Annotated in this window: 19 protein-coding genes; 7 read left to right on the forward strand and 12 right to left on the reverse strand. The window is 67.5% G+C overall.

What is annotated here, in order from left to right; all coding sequences use genetic code 11:
- Nucleotides 1-14: 14 nt before the first annotated feature.
- From O7553_RS17485 to O7553_RS17495, 3 genes are read right to left on the reverse strand one after another with little or no spacing between them, the layout of a single operon-like run.
- Nucleotides 15-263 carry a hypothetical protein gene (locus O7553_RS17485; protein ID WP_281550806.1) on the reverse strand — a complete coding sequence of 83 codons (249 nt, stop codon included), beginning with the start codon at nucleotides 261-263 and terminating at the stop codon, nucleotides 15-17.
- The gene (locus O7553_RS17490) at nucleotides 235-552 is read right to left on the reverse strand and encodes a DivIVA domain-containing protein (RefSeq protein WP_281550807.1); all 318 of its coding nucleotides are present in this window, start codon (nucleotides 550-552) and stop codon (nucleotides 235-237) included. The genes O7553_RS17485 and O7553_RS17490 overlap by 29 nt, the downstream gene beginning before the upstream one ends.
- Entirely contained in the window at nucleotides 549-695 is a 147-nt protein-coding gene (locus O7553_RS17495) for a hypothetical protein (protein ID WP_281550808.1), read from the reverse strand. Before O7553_RS17495 ends, O7553_RS17490 begins: the two co-directional genes overlap by 4 nt.
- Nucleotides 696-988: 293 nt before the next feature.
- On the opposite strand from O7553_RS17495, the gene O7553_RS17500 reads away from it, so the two are divergent.
- The 5 genes from O7553_RS17500 (at nucleotide 989) to O7553_RS17520 (ending at nucleotide 4,064) form a co-directional block, all read left to right on the forward strand.
- On the forward strand, nucleotides 989-1,843 hold the full coding sequence (locus O7553_RS17500) for a helix-turn-helix transcriptional regulator (protein ID WP_281550809.1): 855 nt from the start codon (nucleotides 989-991) through the stop codon (nucleotides 1,841-1,843).
- Between the two features lie 18 nt (nucleotides 1,844-1,861).
- Nucleotides 1,862-2,059 (forward strand): DUF397 domain-containing protein, encoded by a 198-nt coding sequence (locus O7553_RS17505; RefSeq protein ID WP_281550810.1) that lies wholly within the window; start codon nucleotides 1,862-1,864, stop codon nucleotides 2,057-2,059.
- A 34-nt stretch (nucleotides 2,060-2,093) separates the two neighbouring features.
- Nucleotides 2,094-2,300 carry a DUF397 domain-containing protein gene (locus O7553_RS17510; RefSeq protein ID WP_281550811.1) on the forward strand — a complete coding sequence of 69 codons (207 nt, stop codon included), beginning with the start codon at nucleotides 2,094-2,096 and terminating at the stop codon, nucleotides 2,298-2,300.
- Between the two features lie 446 nt (nucleotides 2,301-2,746).
- Nucleotides 2,747-3,628 (forward strand): DUF4231 domain-containing protein, encoded by an 882-nt coding sequence (locus O7553_RS17515; RefSeq protein WP_281550812.1) that lies wholly within the window; start codon nucleotides 2,747-2,749, stop codon nucleotides 3,626-3,628.
- Nucleotides 3,629-3,695: 67 nt separating this feature from the next.
- Nucleotides 3,696-4,064: a hypothetical protein gene (locus O7553_RS17520; protein WP_281550813.1), complete on the forward strand. Its 369-nt coding sequence runs from the start codon at nucleotides 3,696-3,698 to the stop codon at nucleotides 4,062-4,064.
- Here the strand turns inward: O7553_RS17520 and O7553_RS17525 are convergent.
- Nucleotides 4,046-4,534 (reverse strand): NUDIX hydrolase, encoded by a 489-nt coding sequence (locus tag O7553_RS17525; RefSeq protein ID WP_348650059.1) that lies wholly within the window; start codon nucleotides 4,532-4,534, stop codon nucleotides 4,046-4,048. The genes O7553_RS17520 and O7553_RS17525 overlap by 19 nt on opposite strands.
- Nucleotides 4,535-4,697: 163 nt before the next feature.
- Here O7553_RS17525 and O7553_RS17530 point away from each other — a divergent pair, with 163 nt between their 5' ends.
- Nucleotides 4,698-5,141 carry a DUF1801 domain-containing protein gene (locus tag O7553_RS17530; RefSeq protein WP_281550814.1) on the forward strand — a complete coding sequence of 148 codons (444 nt, stop codon included), beginning with the start codon at nucleotides 4,698-4,700 and terminating at the stop codon, nucleotides 5,139-5,141.
- A 185-nt stretch (nucleotides 5,142-5,326) separates the two neighbouring features.
- Nucleotides 5,327-6,031: a dienelactone hydrolase family protein gene (locus O7553_RS17535; RefSeq protein ID WP_281550815.1), complete on the forward strand. Its 705-nt coding sequence runs from the start codon at nucleotides 5,327-5,329 to the stop codon at nucleotides 6,029-6,031.
- A gap of 231 nt (nucleotides 6,032-6,262) precedes the next feature.
- On the opposite strand, the gene O7553_RS17540 is transcribed toward O7553_RS17535, so the two are convergent.
- From O7553_RS17540 to O7553_RS17575, 8 genes are all read right to left on the reverse strand, one after another.
- Nucleotides 6,263-7,690, reverse strand: coding sequence for a cellulose binding domain-containing protein (locus O7553_RS17540; protein ID WP_281550816.1), 1,428 nt, complete (start codon nucleotides 7,688-7,690; stop codon nucleotides 6,263-6,265).
- Nucleotides 7,691-8,129: 439 nt separating this feature from the next.
- The gene (locus O7553_RS17545) at nucleotides 8,130-9,323 is read right to left on the reverse strand and encodes an ISAs1 family transposase (RefSeq protein ID WP_281550817.1); all 1,194 of its coding nucleotides are present in this window, start codon (nucleotides 9,321-9,323) and stop codon (nucleotides 8,130-8,132) included.
- Between the two features lie 150 nt (nucleotides 9,324-9,473).
- Nucleotides 9,474-9,629: a hypothetical protein gene (locus O7553_RS17550; RefSeq protein ID WP_281550818.1), complete on the reverse strand. Its 156-nt coding sequence runs from the start codon at nucleotides 9,627-9,629 to the stop codon at nucleotides 9,474-9,476.
- A 186-nt stretch (nucleotides 9,630-9,815) separates the two neighbouring features.
- Nucleotides 9,816-11,087: a site-specific integrase gene (locus O7553_RS17555; RefSeq protein ID WP_281550819.1), complete on the reverse strand. Its 1,272-nt coding sequence runs from the start codon at nucleotides 11,085-11,087 to the stop codon at nucleotides 9,816-9,818.
- A 2-nt stretch (nucleotides 11,088-11,089) separates the two neighbouring features.
- Nucleotides 11,090-11,290, reverse strand: coding sequence for a helix-turn-helix domain-containing protein (locus O7553_RS17560; protein ID WP_281550820.1), 201 nt, complete (start codon nucleotides 11,288-11,290; stop codon nucleotides 11,090-11,092).
- Complete coding sequence (locus O7553_RS17565; protein ID WP_348650058.1) at nucleotides 11,290-13,059, reverse strand: replication initiator; 1,770 nt, start codon at nucleotides 13,057-13,059, stop codon at nucleotides 11,290-11,292. Before O7553_RS17565 ends, O7553_RS17560 begins: the two co-directional genes overlap by 1 nt.
- Nucleotides 13,056-13,670, reverse strand: coding sequence for a DUF2637 domain-containing protein (locus O7553_RS17570; protein ID WP_281550821.1), 615 nt, complete (start codon nucleotides 13,668-13,670; stop codon nucleotides 13,056-13,058). The genes O7553_RS17565 and O7553_RS17570 overlap by 4 nt, the downstream gene beginning before the upstream one ends.
- Entirely contained in the window at nucleotides 13,667-13,879 is a 213-nt protein-coding gene (locus tag O7553_RS17575; RefSeq protein WP_281550822.1) for a hypothetical protein, read from the reverse strand. Before O7553_RS17575 ends, O7553_RS17570 begins: the two co-directional genes overlap by 4 nt.

Consider the following 13,879-nt stretch of genomic DNA (forward strand, 5'->3'; position numbering starts at 1 on the left):
CCCCGGACCGGCGCTCACCGCTTCCGCCGGTAGAGTAGGCGCAGTCCGTCCCGCTGCACGAAGATCTCCCGTCGGTCGACGGCTGTGCCGTCGCGGTCGAGAACGTAGCCGGTGAGCCACACCCAGCCGACATAGGTCCAGCGCCTGTCGACGGCGGTGACCCGGAACCGGAAGCCCCGGTCACCGGCGAACTGGACGCTGGCGGCAGCCCCGATCGCCAGCACGTCACCCGGCTCAGGTGCCGGGGTCGATGTCGAGTTCACCGACGTACGGCAGCCGGGCCTGATCGCTCTGCCAGTCCCGCAACGCCTGCTTGAGCAGCGACAACTCGTCGGCCAGCCGGGCGATGCTCTGGTCGCGGCGGCGGAGCTCGGCGGCGACCTGGGCGACGTACGCCGCGACGTGCCGTGGGTCGAGGCCCCGCCAGCGGGTGCGGAAGCGCACCCGCGTCACCTGCTCGGCGGTCAGCGCCACCGGCGCGACGTCCCCCTCGTACGTCTCGCCGTTGACCCTGACCATCGGCGGCCGGTGCCGGCCGGACGACCTGGTCACAGCATTTCTCCGTCCGGTGGCGGCGGCGGGCCGGGCCAGGTCAACCGGCCGCACCACGGACACCATCTGACTTTCACTTTGAAGGCGAACAGTCCGGCCAGGAATCCCAGCAGGACCGCGCCGATCAGCGCACCGACTTCCACGAAGACCTACCCCCTCTTCGGGTCGGGGCACCGGCCGGCCTCCTTGCCGCGACGCCGGCCGGCGCCCAGGTGGGTGGGGATGTGCGAGGCGACGAGGCGGTACGCCGACTTCGGGTCTGCCGGCCCGGCTCTCGCAGCCAAAGACAGATTGACATCTCTGACGTACGGCTACAAGACTTCAGTGTAAGTTTTCTCTGGGACGGCCGACAGTGTGGAGTCAGGTCTTGAAAGTTGTAGCAATGCGAGGGAGACTGCCTTTCGGCAGATCCGAAGAGGATCCTGAGGAGGTCTACATGTCACGAGCAAGCGGACCCACGATCGCCCGATGGCAGCTCGGCAGGCAGCTCAAGACCGCTCGCGAGGCGGCCGGCTTCACCCAGTTCGCCATCTCCGAAGTGCTCGCCTGCAGCGAGTCGAAGATCTACAAGATCGAGGCCGGTGACGTCGGCGTCGGCCGTGGCGACCTGATCGTCATGCTCGACCGCTACGGCGTCACCGACGAGGAGCGCCGTGCCACCATCTTCGACCTGCAGAAGCAGGGCAAGCAGCGCGGCTGGTGGTCCAAGTACGGCAACCTCCCGATGAACTACAGCATGTACGTCGGTCTCGAAGGCGCCGCCCGCGAGGTGCGCAACTTCGAGTTGGCCATCGTCCCCGGCCTGCTTCAGACCGAGGAGTACGCCCGAGCTGTCGCCTCTACCGCCTGGCCGGACGATCCCGGCGAGGTGGACCGGCGGGTCGAGCTACGGATGGCGCGCCAAGCGTGCCTCACCGAGGACCCGCCGCTGAAGTTCTGGGCCGTCGTGGACGAGGCTGCGCTACATCGGCGTACCGGTGGCGACGCGGTGATGCGCCGGCAGCTCGACCACCTGGCCGAGGCGAGCACCCGACCGAACGTCATGCTGCAGGTGCTGCCGTTCAGCGAGGGCCATCACCCTGGCACCACCGGGTCGTTCTCGATCCTGGAGTTCGACGAGGACGTGCACAGCCCGGTGGCGTACGTGATCAGCCCAGCTGGCGACGTGTATCTGGAACGTCCCGAGGACATGAATCGGGTTACGCTTACCTACACCCACCTGCACGCGGCGGCGCTCAGCCCAGGCAAGTCCCGGGACCTGATCGCCGCGATCGCCAAGGACTTGGCGTAGACCAGAAGGAGGGGCGCGATGGACCTCACCCGCGCCGTGTGGATCAAGAGCAGCCGCAGCGACTCGAACAGCCAGTGCGTCGAGGTCGCCCGCAACCTGCCGGGAGTCGTCGCCACCCGCGACAGCAAGGACCCGAGCGGCCCGGCGCTGACCTTCGCCCCCTCCGCCTGGACCACCTTCACCACCGCGCTCAAGTCGTCCCTGCTCTCCGCGTAACCGCTCCTCCCCCACTTCAAAGGAGGCACCGCGAATGCGAGACACCGACCTGACCGACGCCACCTGGCGTACCAGCAGCTACTCCGGCGGCACCGGCAACTGCGTCGAAGTCGCCGACAACCTTCCCGCCGTCGTAGCCGTACGCGACAGCAAGGACCGTTCCGGTCCAGTGCTCGCGTTCTCCCCCACCGCGTGGGCGTCCTTCACCGCCTCGCTCGGGGCACAGACGCGCCAGCGGTAGCGCAGCCGTTACCGCGTCACGAGTGCGGCGCAGTCACCAAACCGGTCTGCGGCGCAGCGAAGCCTGACCCCAGTAGCCCGTCGGAGGCGAGGGACTTCGAGTCAGCCGGTCAGCCTGCACTCGTTTCCTGTCTGAACCGAGCAAACTTCGCATCACCCCGCTCCCTGTTTGGCCGGACGTCTCCCGAGGTTGACCGAGTGGTCCAGCTACGAATGGCAGGGCGCACTCATCTGACCGAACTCCGCTGTTATGTGCTGACGGTCGTCGAATTGGAAGCCCTGCACCAGCGGAGAAGTAGCGGCACCGACAAGACGGCATCTTAACTACTTTGCGGAGCACCCACCACCACTGACGCCAATGTGACAGTTCCTTGATTGCCGCAGTTCAACCAGCGATACTTCGTGGCCGCATCATGTTCAGCGACAGGAACGACACACGGAGCGCCCGTGACTACCCCTCATGACGGAACCCAAGGCCAGTCACCTGATTTAGAAAGCCAGAGAGTTGGCATAGAATCACAGGACAGGTACCGCGCGATCGGGCGAGACTATGAGCTAGCCATTGACCGCTTACGAGCAGCAAAATCGGCGCAGATCACTTATTCTATTGTACTACTTTCCGCCTTCACACTTGCCGCACTTCTTGCATATTCCGTTGCCATAGGGTTATGGCGCGATCAACCAGTCGTAACCCGGTACGTGGGCCTGACAGCCCTGCTCATTCTCTGCGTATCAATGGGCCGACTCGCAATCAAGAATCGACGAAACATCGTCGAACTCGACTTCAACGTACGGAACCTCAACCACGATCGACAAAGCGCAGCAGCGCGGATACCCTCAGATTCGATAGAATCCCTGAGGATTTACCGCGAAGCATCGCAGGATATCGTAGCCCAGTTCCGAACAAGAGCCACCCGCAACCTCAGGACACACAACACAGTTCAAGCAATTATTATTGTCGGCTCCATTGCGGCATCAACCACAACTGCAGTCATGGCGGGAGAACACCCCCTTAGCTGGTTCTCAACCGGCCTAACCGCCTTCGTCAGCATCACTGCAGGCCTTGCCGCTTACTTCAAGTTCCGGGAACGTGGCTACAATCTTCAATCAACCGCAGATGACATCGAGAAACACTACAACGCAATTCAATTCCGACTCCACGAATACGCAGAGGTTGCGCACGACACACAGTCAGGGGAACCTGCGGAGGAGGCGGCGGAAGCAACACGACTTCGCCTCTTCGCCGAGAATGTCGAACGGCTGAGGGAGGAACAGCGCAAGCGAGAACTGCAGCTTGAGCAATCACCCGGACAACGAGAGGAACGCTAGGGGAAACAAACGCATGATCACTCAACTCTACAAGCAGTGAGATTATGGGCAGCCTTTGCTGCGAGAAATGCACTGCGCGCAGGTAGGTGTGCTGCCTCGGGTCCGCGACAATGCGCTGATCACCCTCGGGCGCACCCACGCCGAGATAGTCGCCGCGCTGCTCGCCGCCATCACCGCCATCAGGCTCACTGCGTCTGGCCACCCGCATGCGGACCTATTCGCTCGCGCCGGTAAGGCCGCCGGAGTCGACATCACACACCGGGCGGTCACCGATCTGGCTCCGCTGCTCGGGGCGTACGGATTCCAACAGTCCAGCCCCGTCGCGAAAGCGCGAGCCGACCTCACCGGAATGCTCTACGCCGACGGCGTCCATGACAGCCTTTACCGATCGGGCGGCGCGACGTTGCTCCGCGCGCCCTACGGGCTCCCCACCTGATTGCCGCCTTCAAGGTAGACAGTCCCGCTGTCCGTCGCCGCTTCCAGCGCGGCGGCGGCCCGCCGGGCCAGCAGCGGCGAGAGCCGCTGCTGCGCCTGCGGCAAGGTCGACCACGCCCAGCTGCGCAACTCCTGCGGCGGCAGCCGGATCGCACCGGTCTGCGACTCGTCCAGGATTCCACCGTCGTACACGAACATGACTCCCTCGGTGCGGCCGGCGCGAGGCGGCACCCAGTCGACCACCAGCAGCCGGCCGGGAGTGACCGCCAGGCCAAGTTCTTCGGCCAGCTCACGGACCGCCGCGTCGTACGGCGACTCGTCGGCCTCCACCACGCCACCTGGCAGCTCCCAGTAGTCCTTGTACGTCGGCTCGACAAGCAGGATTCGTCCGTCATGGTCGCGCAGCAGCACAGCCGAGCCCATCCGCTTTCGCGGCAATGTCGCTGTGTAATCGTCAGACGGGGAGCTCACCACCGGAGGCTAACCGCCCGAATGTCCGGCTCGCGGCGTCTTCTGCCAGTCAGGACTCGTGGCGGCGGGCCGCCTGTGCCGATCAGGATTTGAGAAGCACCAGCCGTCGCAGCACGGCTAGCGTGACCCTCGGTCACACCCGACAACGATCAGGAGCGACACGATGGGCAAGGCAGGCACGGACGGTTTCTCCGAGGGCGAGCGCGCCGCCATGAAAGAACGCGCTGCAGAGCTCAAGAGGGAGACGACCCGCAGTCGTGGTGGCAAGGCAGCCGCCGAGGAGCTCGACGTGCTGTCGAAGATCGCCCAGATGGAACCGTCGGACCGCGCACTGGCCGAACGCATCCACGCCATCGTCACCACCAACGCCCCCGACCTGTCCCCAAAGCTCTGGTACGGCCAGCCGGCGTACGCGAGAAAGGGCAAGGTCGTGTGCTTCTTCCGTAGCGGGCACGCGGACAAGGAGCCCTACTCCACCTTTGGCTTCACCGCTACGGCCAATCTCGCCGACGACAGCGGCCTGTGGCCGACGTCCTTCGCCGTCGCCCAGCTCAGCGAGCAGGCCGCAGAGACCATCGCCGCCCTCGTCAAGAAGGCCGTGAGCTGACCTGCGGGTACGGCTTCGACCGACAGGTGAGCGCCGATAGCGGGGTGAGGTTACGGTACGCTCGCTGCGCCGTGCATGACTGCTGCCCGAGGAGGTGAGTCCGATCAACGCTGCGACAGGCCGGGACTCCCTCCCCCGCATCTAGGGAGCGCCCGCACAGGGACTCTCGAAAGGCGTGTACGCGCATGCACAACATCCAGGAAGAACACTTCGCCGTCGACGGCGTACCCGCTGTGCTCTGGACCTCAGCCGGCAGCGGTGCCGACCGCCCGCCGCTGATCGTCATCGGCCACGGCGGCGGCCAGCACAAGACCGCTCCCGGCGTCCTGCACCGGGCCCACCGTTTCGTGTCCAGCGGCTTCGCGGCCGTCTGCGTGGACGTGCCGAACCACGGCGAGCGCCCGACCGACGAGCGCTACCAGGACATCGCCACCGAGATCCGGACCGCTGTCAGCTCCGGAGGTGACCTGGCCGCGCTGCTCGCCGACTTCCACGCCCTGGTCGCCGAGCAGACCGTCCCGGAGTGGCAGGCCGTCCTCGACCATCTCGGCGGCGGGCAGGTCGGCTACTGGGGGATCTCGCTGGGCTACGGGCTCGGCGTACCGTTCGTCGCCGCCGAGCCGCGAGTGCGCGCGGCGGTCCTCGGCCTCGGCGGTGCCGCCGCCGCATCCACGCTGGACGCTGCGGCCAGCATCACCGTACCGGTCGAGTTCCTGGTCCAGTGGGACGACGAACGGGTGCCCCGGGCGCAGAGCCTGGCCCTGTTCGACGCGTTCGGCTCGACCGAGAAGACGCTGCACGCCAACCCGGGCCGGCACGCCGACCGGCTCCCGGAACACGAGCTGGACAGCACGGTACGGTTCTTCACCCGCCACCTCATGCCGCACTGACCAGCACTGATCGAAGCTGGCATCCGTCCGGATCGGCTCGACCTCAGCAGACCCGGTTGCCGTCCTCGAGACGGCGGGTCCGGCGTACTTCCGCGAACGCGGCACTCGATCACCTGCTGCCCCGTACGGCTCCTGACGCGACGCGGACGAACGGTCCGTGACCGGCGGAGCGCTGCTGGGCCAGGGCCTCGGGCAGAGGCATGGGCCGAAGGCACCTGGCCCAGCGGCATCTCACGGGCTGGAACAGGTCAGAGACGGCGAGGACGGTGAGCCGGAGCCGAGGAACCCGAAGGTCGCGGTGCCACCGGCCGGCAGCGTGCCGTTGTAGTCCACATTGCGTACCGTGACGCTGGAGCCGCTGGTGCTGAGGCTACCGTTCCATAGCTGACTGATGGTCTGCCCGCTGCCGAGGGTCCAGCGGACGGTCCAGCCGTTGATCGCTGTGCTTCCTGCTCGTACGACCACCTCGCCCTGGAAGCCACCGGGCCACGAGCTGACGGTCTGGTAAGAGGCGCTGCAGGCACCTGTGGTTGGTGGCGCGGTCGTCGTTGGTGGCGTGGTGGGCGGCGCCGTCGTCGGCGGCGCCGTCGTCGGCGGCACCGTGGTGGGCGGCGCTGTGGTGGGCGGCAGCGGCGTCCCGGACAGTCTCGGGCCCGCGCAGGCGGTGACAATGCCGGGGACGTCGTTTGCCGCGTCGAGCGAATAGCTGTACGGCGGGTTCGTGAACGGAGTGACGCCACTACCCTGGGCACCTGTGTCACGCCGACCGCTGGTGTTGTCGTAGACGTTTCCCCGCGCGGTGATGTACGTGGGGTTCGAGTCCTGGAACCGGTGCGGGTCCCGTATGTCCTTGAAGTAGTTGTTCTCCACGAGTACGGAGGCGTACGATCCGGTGCCGATGGCGTACGCGTTCCCGGGGGAATTGTAGTAGCTGTTGTAGACGTGGCCTTTGCCGAACAGCATTCGTGGTCCACGCTGGTCAACCAGATCAGCGAACCAGTTGTGGTGGTAGGTGGCGTTCAGCTTTCCGCTGTCGGTGTCGCCGTGGGTCGAGCCTCCACCCACCAGGCTGGCCAGCCTGTGCGAGTGGGAACTGTTGGTGTACCAGAACTTGACCCAGGACACCGTCATGTAGTCGACGCCTCGGGTGAGGTCCAGCAACCCGTCGCTGGCGTCCCACAGGTTCAGGTGGTCGAACCATAGGTGGTGGGCGTTACGCGCGGCGATCGTGTCGGCCGGGCTGCTGCCCTGGCCGCCGCCCTGCACGTTCAAGTTGCGGATGATGATGTTGCTACCGCCGTTGATGTTGATGCCACCACGGATCGTCGCGTTCGAGTCTGCGCCGATCAGGGTCTTGTTGCTGCCGACCTCCACGGCCGACGACCCAGTGCTGATCGTGCCGGATATCCGTAGCACGCGTGGAGTCGAGTCGTTGGCGTACTGCCGAAGGTCGCTAAGCGATGTCACCGTCTGCGGGGTGGCGTTGCCGCCGCCGGTCGTCGTGGCGACACCGTTCGCCGACACTGACGCCCAGCCGAACAGCCGGTCATCGCAACTTGCCAACACTGATGCCGCTGGTTCGTCGGCCGGGGCCTGAACAGCGGCAGCCGACATGCCGGACACGGCGAGTGCCCCGACAGCGGCGAAGGTGACAGCCACACCAAGCACGGTCGTCGTACCTGGTGGACGGCGTCTTGTGAAAACGCTGGTCCCAACGTTCTTCACGAAGTGCCTCCTGTTTCTACTGCGATGGAGCGGCCAGAAGTCAGCGGAATCTGACTCAGATGAACACTGTTCCCGAGGTACACAGATCCGTCGGCAATGCCCATGCCGTTCGGATGCGCTGGCGATCCCGGCCCTGTGCCACCGAAAGCCAGCCGGAAGCGGTCGGCCGCATGCCGTTCCGTTCGCGCTGAGCACACAGCCGTGAACCGTCGGTACGGCGGCCCGGTCACCGGCCGACGGATGCCCTCGACGGAGCACAGATCACACACAGTACATAGATGCTCAGCTATGAAGGAGATTAACTGCGGCGACGTCGATCGTCAAGCAGTTCCAGCCACTCGGTAACAGCCCCGGCCGCACGGCTGTTCCAAGATCATCTGGTGAGGTTGAGGATGGTGAATGGCCTGGTCATGTTGCGGGCGGCCCATCTGGTGGCTTCCGTGATGTCGGTTCGGCCGGCCAGGCGTAGGGCGTTGATCGCTAGGTTGCGTAGCGAGGCCAGGACGCGGGGCCCGGACCGGGTACGCGTGGTCGACCGGTCCTCCCGGTAGCAGGTGTCCCTGATCCAGTGCAACGACTCGATGGCCCAGTGACCGCGGTTGTAGGCGGCCAGTTCGGCGGGGCCGGCCTGGTCGGGAGTGTGGCTGGCGACGCCGAGCCGCGCGGCGGCGGACTGTTTCCCGGTGGCGGTGTGCGTGACGTAGCGTTCGATCAGCCAGACCTGGTTGACGTGCGGGAACGGCAGATCGGGCGGGGCGGGCAGGACACGGATCGTGCGGCGGGTCCGGCGGCCGTGTCCGATGTCGACGCTTTCCAGGTCGGGTGGGGTGTCGGCCCAGGGCAGCGTGTTGAGGGCGTCGAACAGGGTCCGGCGGTTCTCCTTGACCGGGAACATGAACTGGCCGCCACGGTGGTGGATGAGTTCGGCGGTCGCCCTGACGGTGTGTAACGCGTCCGCGGTGACTGTCCGGCCTGGCAGGTCGAGGGTCTGCAGCAGGGCGCGGGCGGTGGCTGGCTCCGTGGTCTTGGCGCCGTCGGTCGGCGCCTGGGCGAGCACGACGCCCGCCGCTCCCGGTCGCGGGTCCCCGGCGAGAGCGGACAGCAGGTGCAGCTGGTTCCCGTCGTCGCCGACGGCGCCGCCGACGGTCTTGCCGTCCAGACGTACCTGGGTCGGCGTGCCGGTTCTGACGTGGGCGTGTCGTGTCGTTGTCCATTCGGCGATGACGGCGTCGAGCACGTCGGCGTCGGCGTCGGTGCAGACCCGCCAGATCGTCGACCGGGACGGCCGTCGGGCCGGTCTGGCCCCGACCCGTTCGTAGAGGCTGTCCATGACCTCGGCCGGTACGTCGGCGACCCAGCCCGCGATCGCGGTGTAGCCGGTCGCCCCGGCCATGGTCGCGGCCGCCACCAACGTCAGGACGACCGCGACCGGATGGTCACGACCCTGCGCCGACCGGCCGTCGGACACCGCCAACAACAGCTCCAGCAGGTCGTGACACGACGACGCGACGTCCCCGACGACCGGCGTGGACACCGGATCGACAGCGGGGGTGACAGAATGCGGCATGACGAAGCTCCGGGTGGACAAGATCCTTGAGAAGACCTCGTCCTAACGGAGCTTCGTCCCCACTCGACACGCCGCCACAGCAACCGTCACCCACCGTTACAATGATCTTGAAACGGCCGTGGCCCCGGCCGACCGACCCACCTCTCGGAGCTACTGCCGGTCGCCTGACCGACGCCGGTCGGCGTCTCGGATGGCGTGCCGGACAGCAAGGCGAATGACCCAGTAGAGGACGACGAACCCGACCGCGTAGACGACGAGGGCACCAACGGGGACGGCGAGGGAGCCGATCTGCAGGATGTCGGACACCCCACCGACGATAGGGCTCTGGCACGAACGCCGATGCCCCGCCCTGTTGACGCAGCCGGCGAAGCACATGTGGTGCGATCTATGCCGAACTTGGGTGGGACGGACGAGTCGACCTGTACGCCGGATTCTCGCACCCACACCCCATCTGAGCTGCACGAACACCCCCACCGAGGCCCCTCAGGGCGTCTACAGGGCGTCCGGGTCATCCGAGACGTCCCCGCCGTCGTCACCGTCCCGGCCGTCCACACCGTCGTCGACCTTCCCGGCGTCGTCACCGAACAGCGCGTCGATCGCCCGCCGGGTCCGCTCCTCGCCGGCCGGCATCAGATGCGTGTACACCCGCAGCGTGAAACCGGGGTCAGCGTGGCCCAGGTACGTCGCCAGCGTCTTGACGCTCTCGCCCGCGTCGAGCAGAACCGAGGCGTAGAAGTGCCGCAACGCGTGCATCCCCGTCGCCCTGGTCGGCACGATGCCCGCCGCTTCGACCGCCGGCTGCCAGCTCTTGCCGTCGAACGTCGCCCGGTTCAGCGCGTTGCCCCGCGTCGTGGTGAACAGCAGCGGCACCGCCACCGGGTCGCCCGTGAACGGGTCTTCCCACGGCAAGGTGATCGTGACCGGCTTGACGACGGCCAGGTGCTCCCGCAGCACCCGGACAGCCGACGCCGGCAGCGGCACCCGGCGATCCCGGTCGTTCTTCGGAAGGCCGAACACCAGCCGAGACCGGACCCGCTTGACCTGGCGTACGACATGCACCCAGCCCGCATCCAGGTCGAGATCATCGACGCCGATGCCGAAGATCTCGCCCTGACGCAGCCCGCACCCGGCACCAAGGTTGACCATCGGCCGGTAACGCGACGCGAGACCGGACCGGATTGCCGAAACCTGGTCGGCGGTCCACGGAACCACCCGCCGCTCAGCGGGCCGAGGCGCCTTGACCGACCGCGCCGAGCACGGATTCTTGGCGATCCGCTCGTCATCCACCGCCGCACCGAGGATGGTACGCAGGTGCGCGAAAACGACCGACCTGGTCGTGACCGCAATCTTGCCCACCAGGCTGGCATCCCAGGCCCGTACGTGCCCCGGCATGATCGACGCCAACGACCGATGCCCGAAGTACGGCAGGATGTGCTTGCGCACCCGGATCTCCGTGCTCTCCCGCGTCGACTCGTCAAACGACCGGGTCCGCAACCACTCCTCGGCGTACTCCCGGAACGTGATCCGACCGGCCGCCGGGTCGACGTACGCGCCGCGCAGCTTGTCCGATTCGGTCGAGACCAGGAACGCCTCAGCGTCGCGCTTCGCCCGGTCAGGAAACGACTTCTTGCGCTCCCGCCCGTCCGGGCCGACGTAACGAACGCGGTACCTCAGCCCCTTGCCGAACAGTTCCGACTTGACCCGCTCGGTACGGCCGCCGGGATGCTTGATCGTCTTGTACCAGCGATCTTCGATATGCGCCACGGCTACGCCGCCGCCTGCGAGCGGAACCACTCGCGTACGTCCGCCGGGTCGTACCGCAGATGCCGGCCGATCCGGGCAGCCGGCGGACCGCTCTTGTGCTTACGCCACCGGTACAAGGTCTCCACCGGCACCCGCAGGAACGCCGAGACGTCCTCGACCGACCACAGTTCCCCGTGTTTCGCCACCCTGTGCCCCTCCCCCATCACGCCGCCGTCCCCGTTGCCGAAAGGTCGTGCTTCGCCTCCTGTGCCGCCCGGTCTTTCGCGGCGAGGAGTTGGGAGCGCCAGCGGGCGCGTTCGGAGATGGAGCGCAGGAGCCGGTGCCCGAGCGGTGTGACGTCCGGGTCGTCGGGCCGGGCCAGTTCCCACGCGTGCCGGGACGAGGTCGCGCCGTCGGTGCCGGTGGGCTGGTCGACGCCGGCCAGGTCGGTCGTCGCGCCGAGCAGTGCCCGGACCCAGGCCCGTGCGTCGTGTTTGTGGTCGGACAGGGTCTTGCCCGACCAGTCGCGGGAGATGAGGATGCGTCGGCCGCCGATGCCGAGGGTGGCCCGTTGGTGGACCTTGCCCCGGCAGCGTCCCGGCCGCAGCTTCGCCGATGCGTTCTTGGGCTGGACGCCGTAGAGCAGCCAGTTCGCACACCGGTCGGTGCACGGGGTGACCTGCAACTGTTGCCAGAACCGTTCGAGATGTGCGCGTTGCCGGCCGCTGGTGGTGGTGTGGCAGTCGGCGGCGTGTTTGGTGATGTACTTCGTGATGTAGCGGATGGTCCGCTCAGCGTCGGTGGTGCCGGGCATGACGCCGCGTGCGTCGACCTGGGAACCGAAGCGGACCACGTGGACGGGTTCGACGTCCGGATCGTGGTCGACCGCGTCGAGTGCTTCCGCCCAGCCGATCAGCGGTTGACGGGTGTCCGGGTCGACCCAGGCGCCCTGGTCGACGTCCCACACGGGTTGGTGTTCCCCGCCGTAGTGCTGGACGTCGACGGACGGCCACCACACCTGGTGATAGGTGGCCGCCGCCACCGTCCGCAGGGTCTGGCGGGGGATGGTGCCGCGGATCGCGAAGTGCGCGTGAGGCGCGAGTCTGCGTTGCGGCTCGACGCATCCGGCGTACTGGACGTTCCAGCCTTCACACCGGCGCAGGTTCTGCCAGAACCGGTCCAGCAGTCGGGGGAAGTGGACCGCGTCCCAGGCGGCACGGCGGTAGTCGTACCGGTCGGGGTTGACCGGGGTGCCGTCCGGGCGAACTGGGCCGTAGGAGTCGAGGGTGAGCGTGAGCCACATCGACGGCCGGTAGGTGTTGCCGTCGGGTGCGGTGTACGTCTTGCCGACGGTGCGCGCTTCGACTGGCCGGCGGGGTAGGTCGGGTGCGTCCTGCCGCCGCCTGGTCGACCGCTTCCGCCGCTTGCCGTTGTCCTGCGCGTCGCCCTGGTCGACGCCGTCCCCGTCGGCGGTGTGGGGTGGTGCGACGCGGCCGCGTAGTCCTTCAGCGGTGATGGCGTCTTCAACTTCGGTGATGGCCTCGTCGAGGTCGGTGACCTGCTTCCAGTCGGCTTCCCGTACGGCCGCGTCGCGTTCGAACTCGAAGTGCGCCCGCAGCACGATCAGCGCCTTCTGCTCATCCGTGGCCGGTTCGGGTGGCGGCAACGGTTCGTCGTCGCGGTGCCAGCCGTCGCGGATCTGCGCCTGCCGCAGCCTGCGGTTCCGCTTCGCGCACGGCGGGCACTTGTCCTCACGGGTCGCCCCGCAGGGCAGGTCGATCACCTCGGTACGGCCGGTGTCGAGATCGGTCCGCCGCATCGCGAGCGGACGGATACACACCCCGTACTCAGTGGCGACGTCCCGCAGGACGTCAACCGACCGGGGCAGGCCCATCCGCGCGGCACGGGAGCCGGGCCGAGGCTGTTGTTCGACGGTCGCCGGCCGATCCGTCGCGGGTGTGTCGAGTCCGGGGAGGGTGGTGGGTGCGGTCACCGGCCGACCACCATCCCGTTTGCCCGTCGCGGCTGGACGACCCCGAGCGGCGGCAGCACCGATCCGTGACCGGCGACGCGGACCGGTTCGACGACCGCAGGCCGCTCGACATCATCGGGCGACGGATCGTTGTCGTCGGTCGGGACCTGGTCGACGGCGTCCGCCTGGTCGACGCGTACCCGCTCAGCCGGACCAGCCGGGTTGGCCGCCGCAGTCGACGACGGCGAACCAGCCGGGACAGCGGGTGCGCTGGACAGGACGACTTTGACCAGTGCGAGGAACGCCAGCGACGGCACGGCGGCGACGATCCAGCCCCACACGGACGGTTCGGCCTCGGCGACCTGCACGGCCAACGACAGGAGTGCGAAGCCGACGAGGAGGACGGCGACGAACCCGACCGGTCGACCGGCCCGGCGTCGTGCCCGGATTTCCAGGCCGAGGTAGATGGCCATGAGTTCGACGGCGACGGCGTTGGCCCAGCCGATCCAGTGGGGTTGGCCGTGGGCGACGGACAGGTCATGGACGTGGGTGAACGCGGCCGCGCCGGCCATCGAGCCGATGGCGAGCAGGATCACCAGCCGCAGCACGCTTTCCGTGCGTTGCCAGGTCATGGCGTGTCCTCCCGGTCGGTGATGGTCAGGTCGATGCGGACCCGCATGCCTGGCCTGCCACGAAGGTTGAGGTACGTGCGGAGCCCGGAGAGGAGCGCCGCGAGCTGATCGGCCGGGCCGGTCGCGGTGATGCGGATCGGCCGGTGAAGCAGGCGGGCCAGCCACGGCAGCCGCAGCAGGAGCCAGGAGGGGCGGTTGAGGGATGGCAT

The sequence above is a fragment of the Solwaraspora sp. WMMA2059 genome, assembly GCF_027497315.1.
GTDB lineage: Bacteria > Actinomycetota > Actinomycetes > Mycobacteriales > Micromonosporaceae > Micromonospora_E.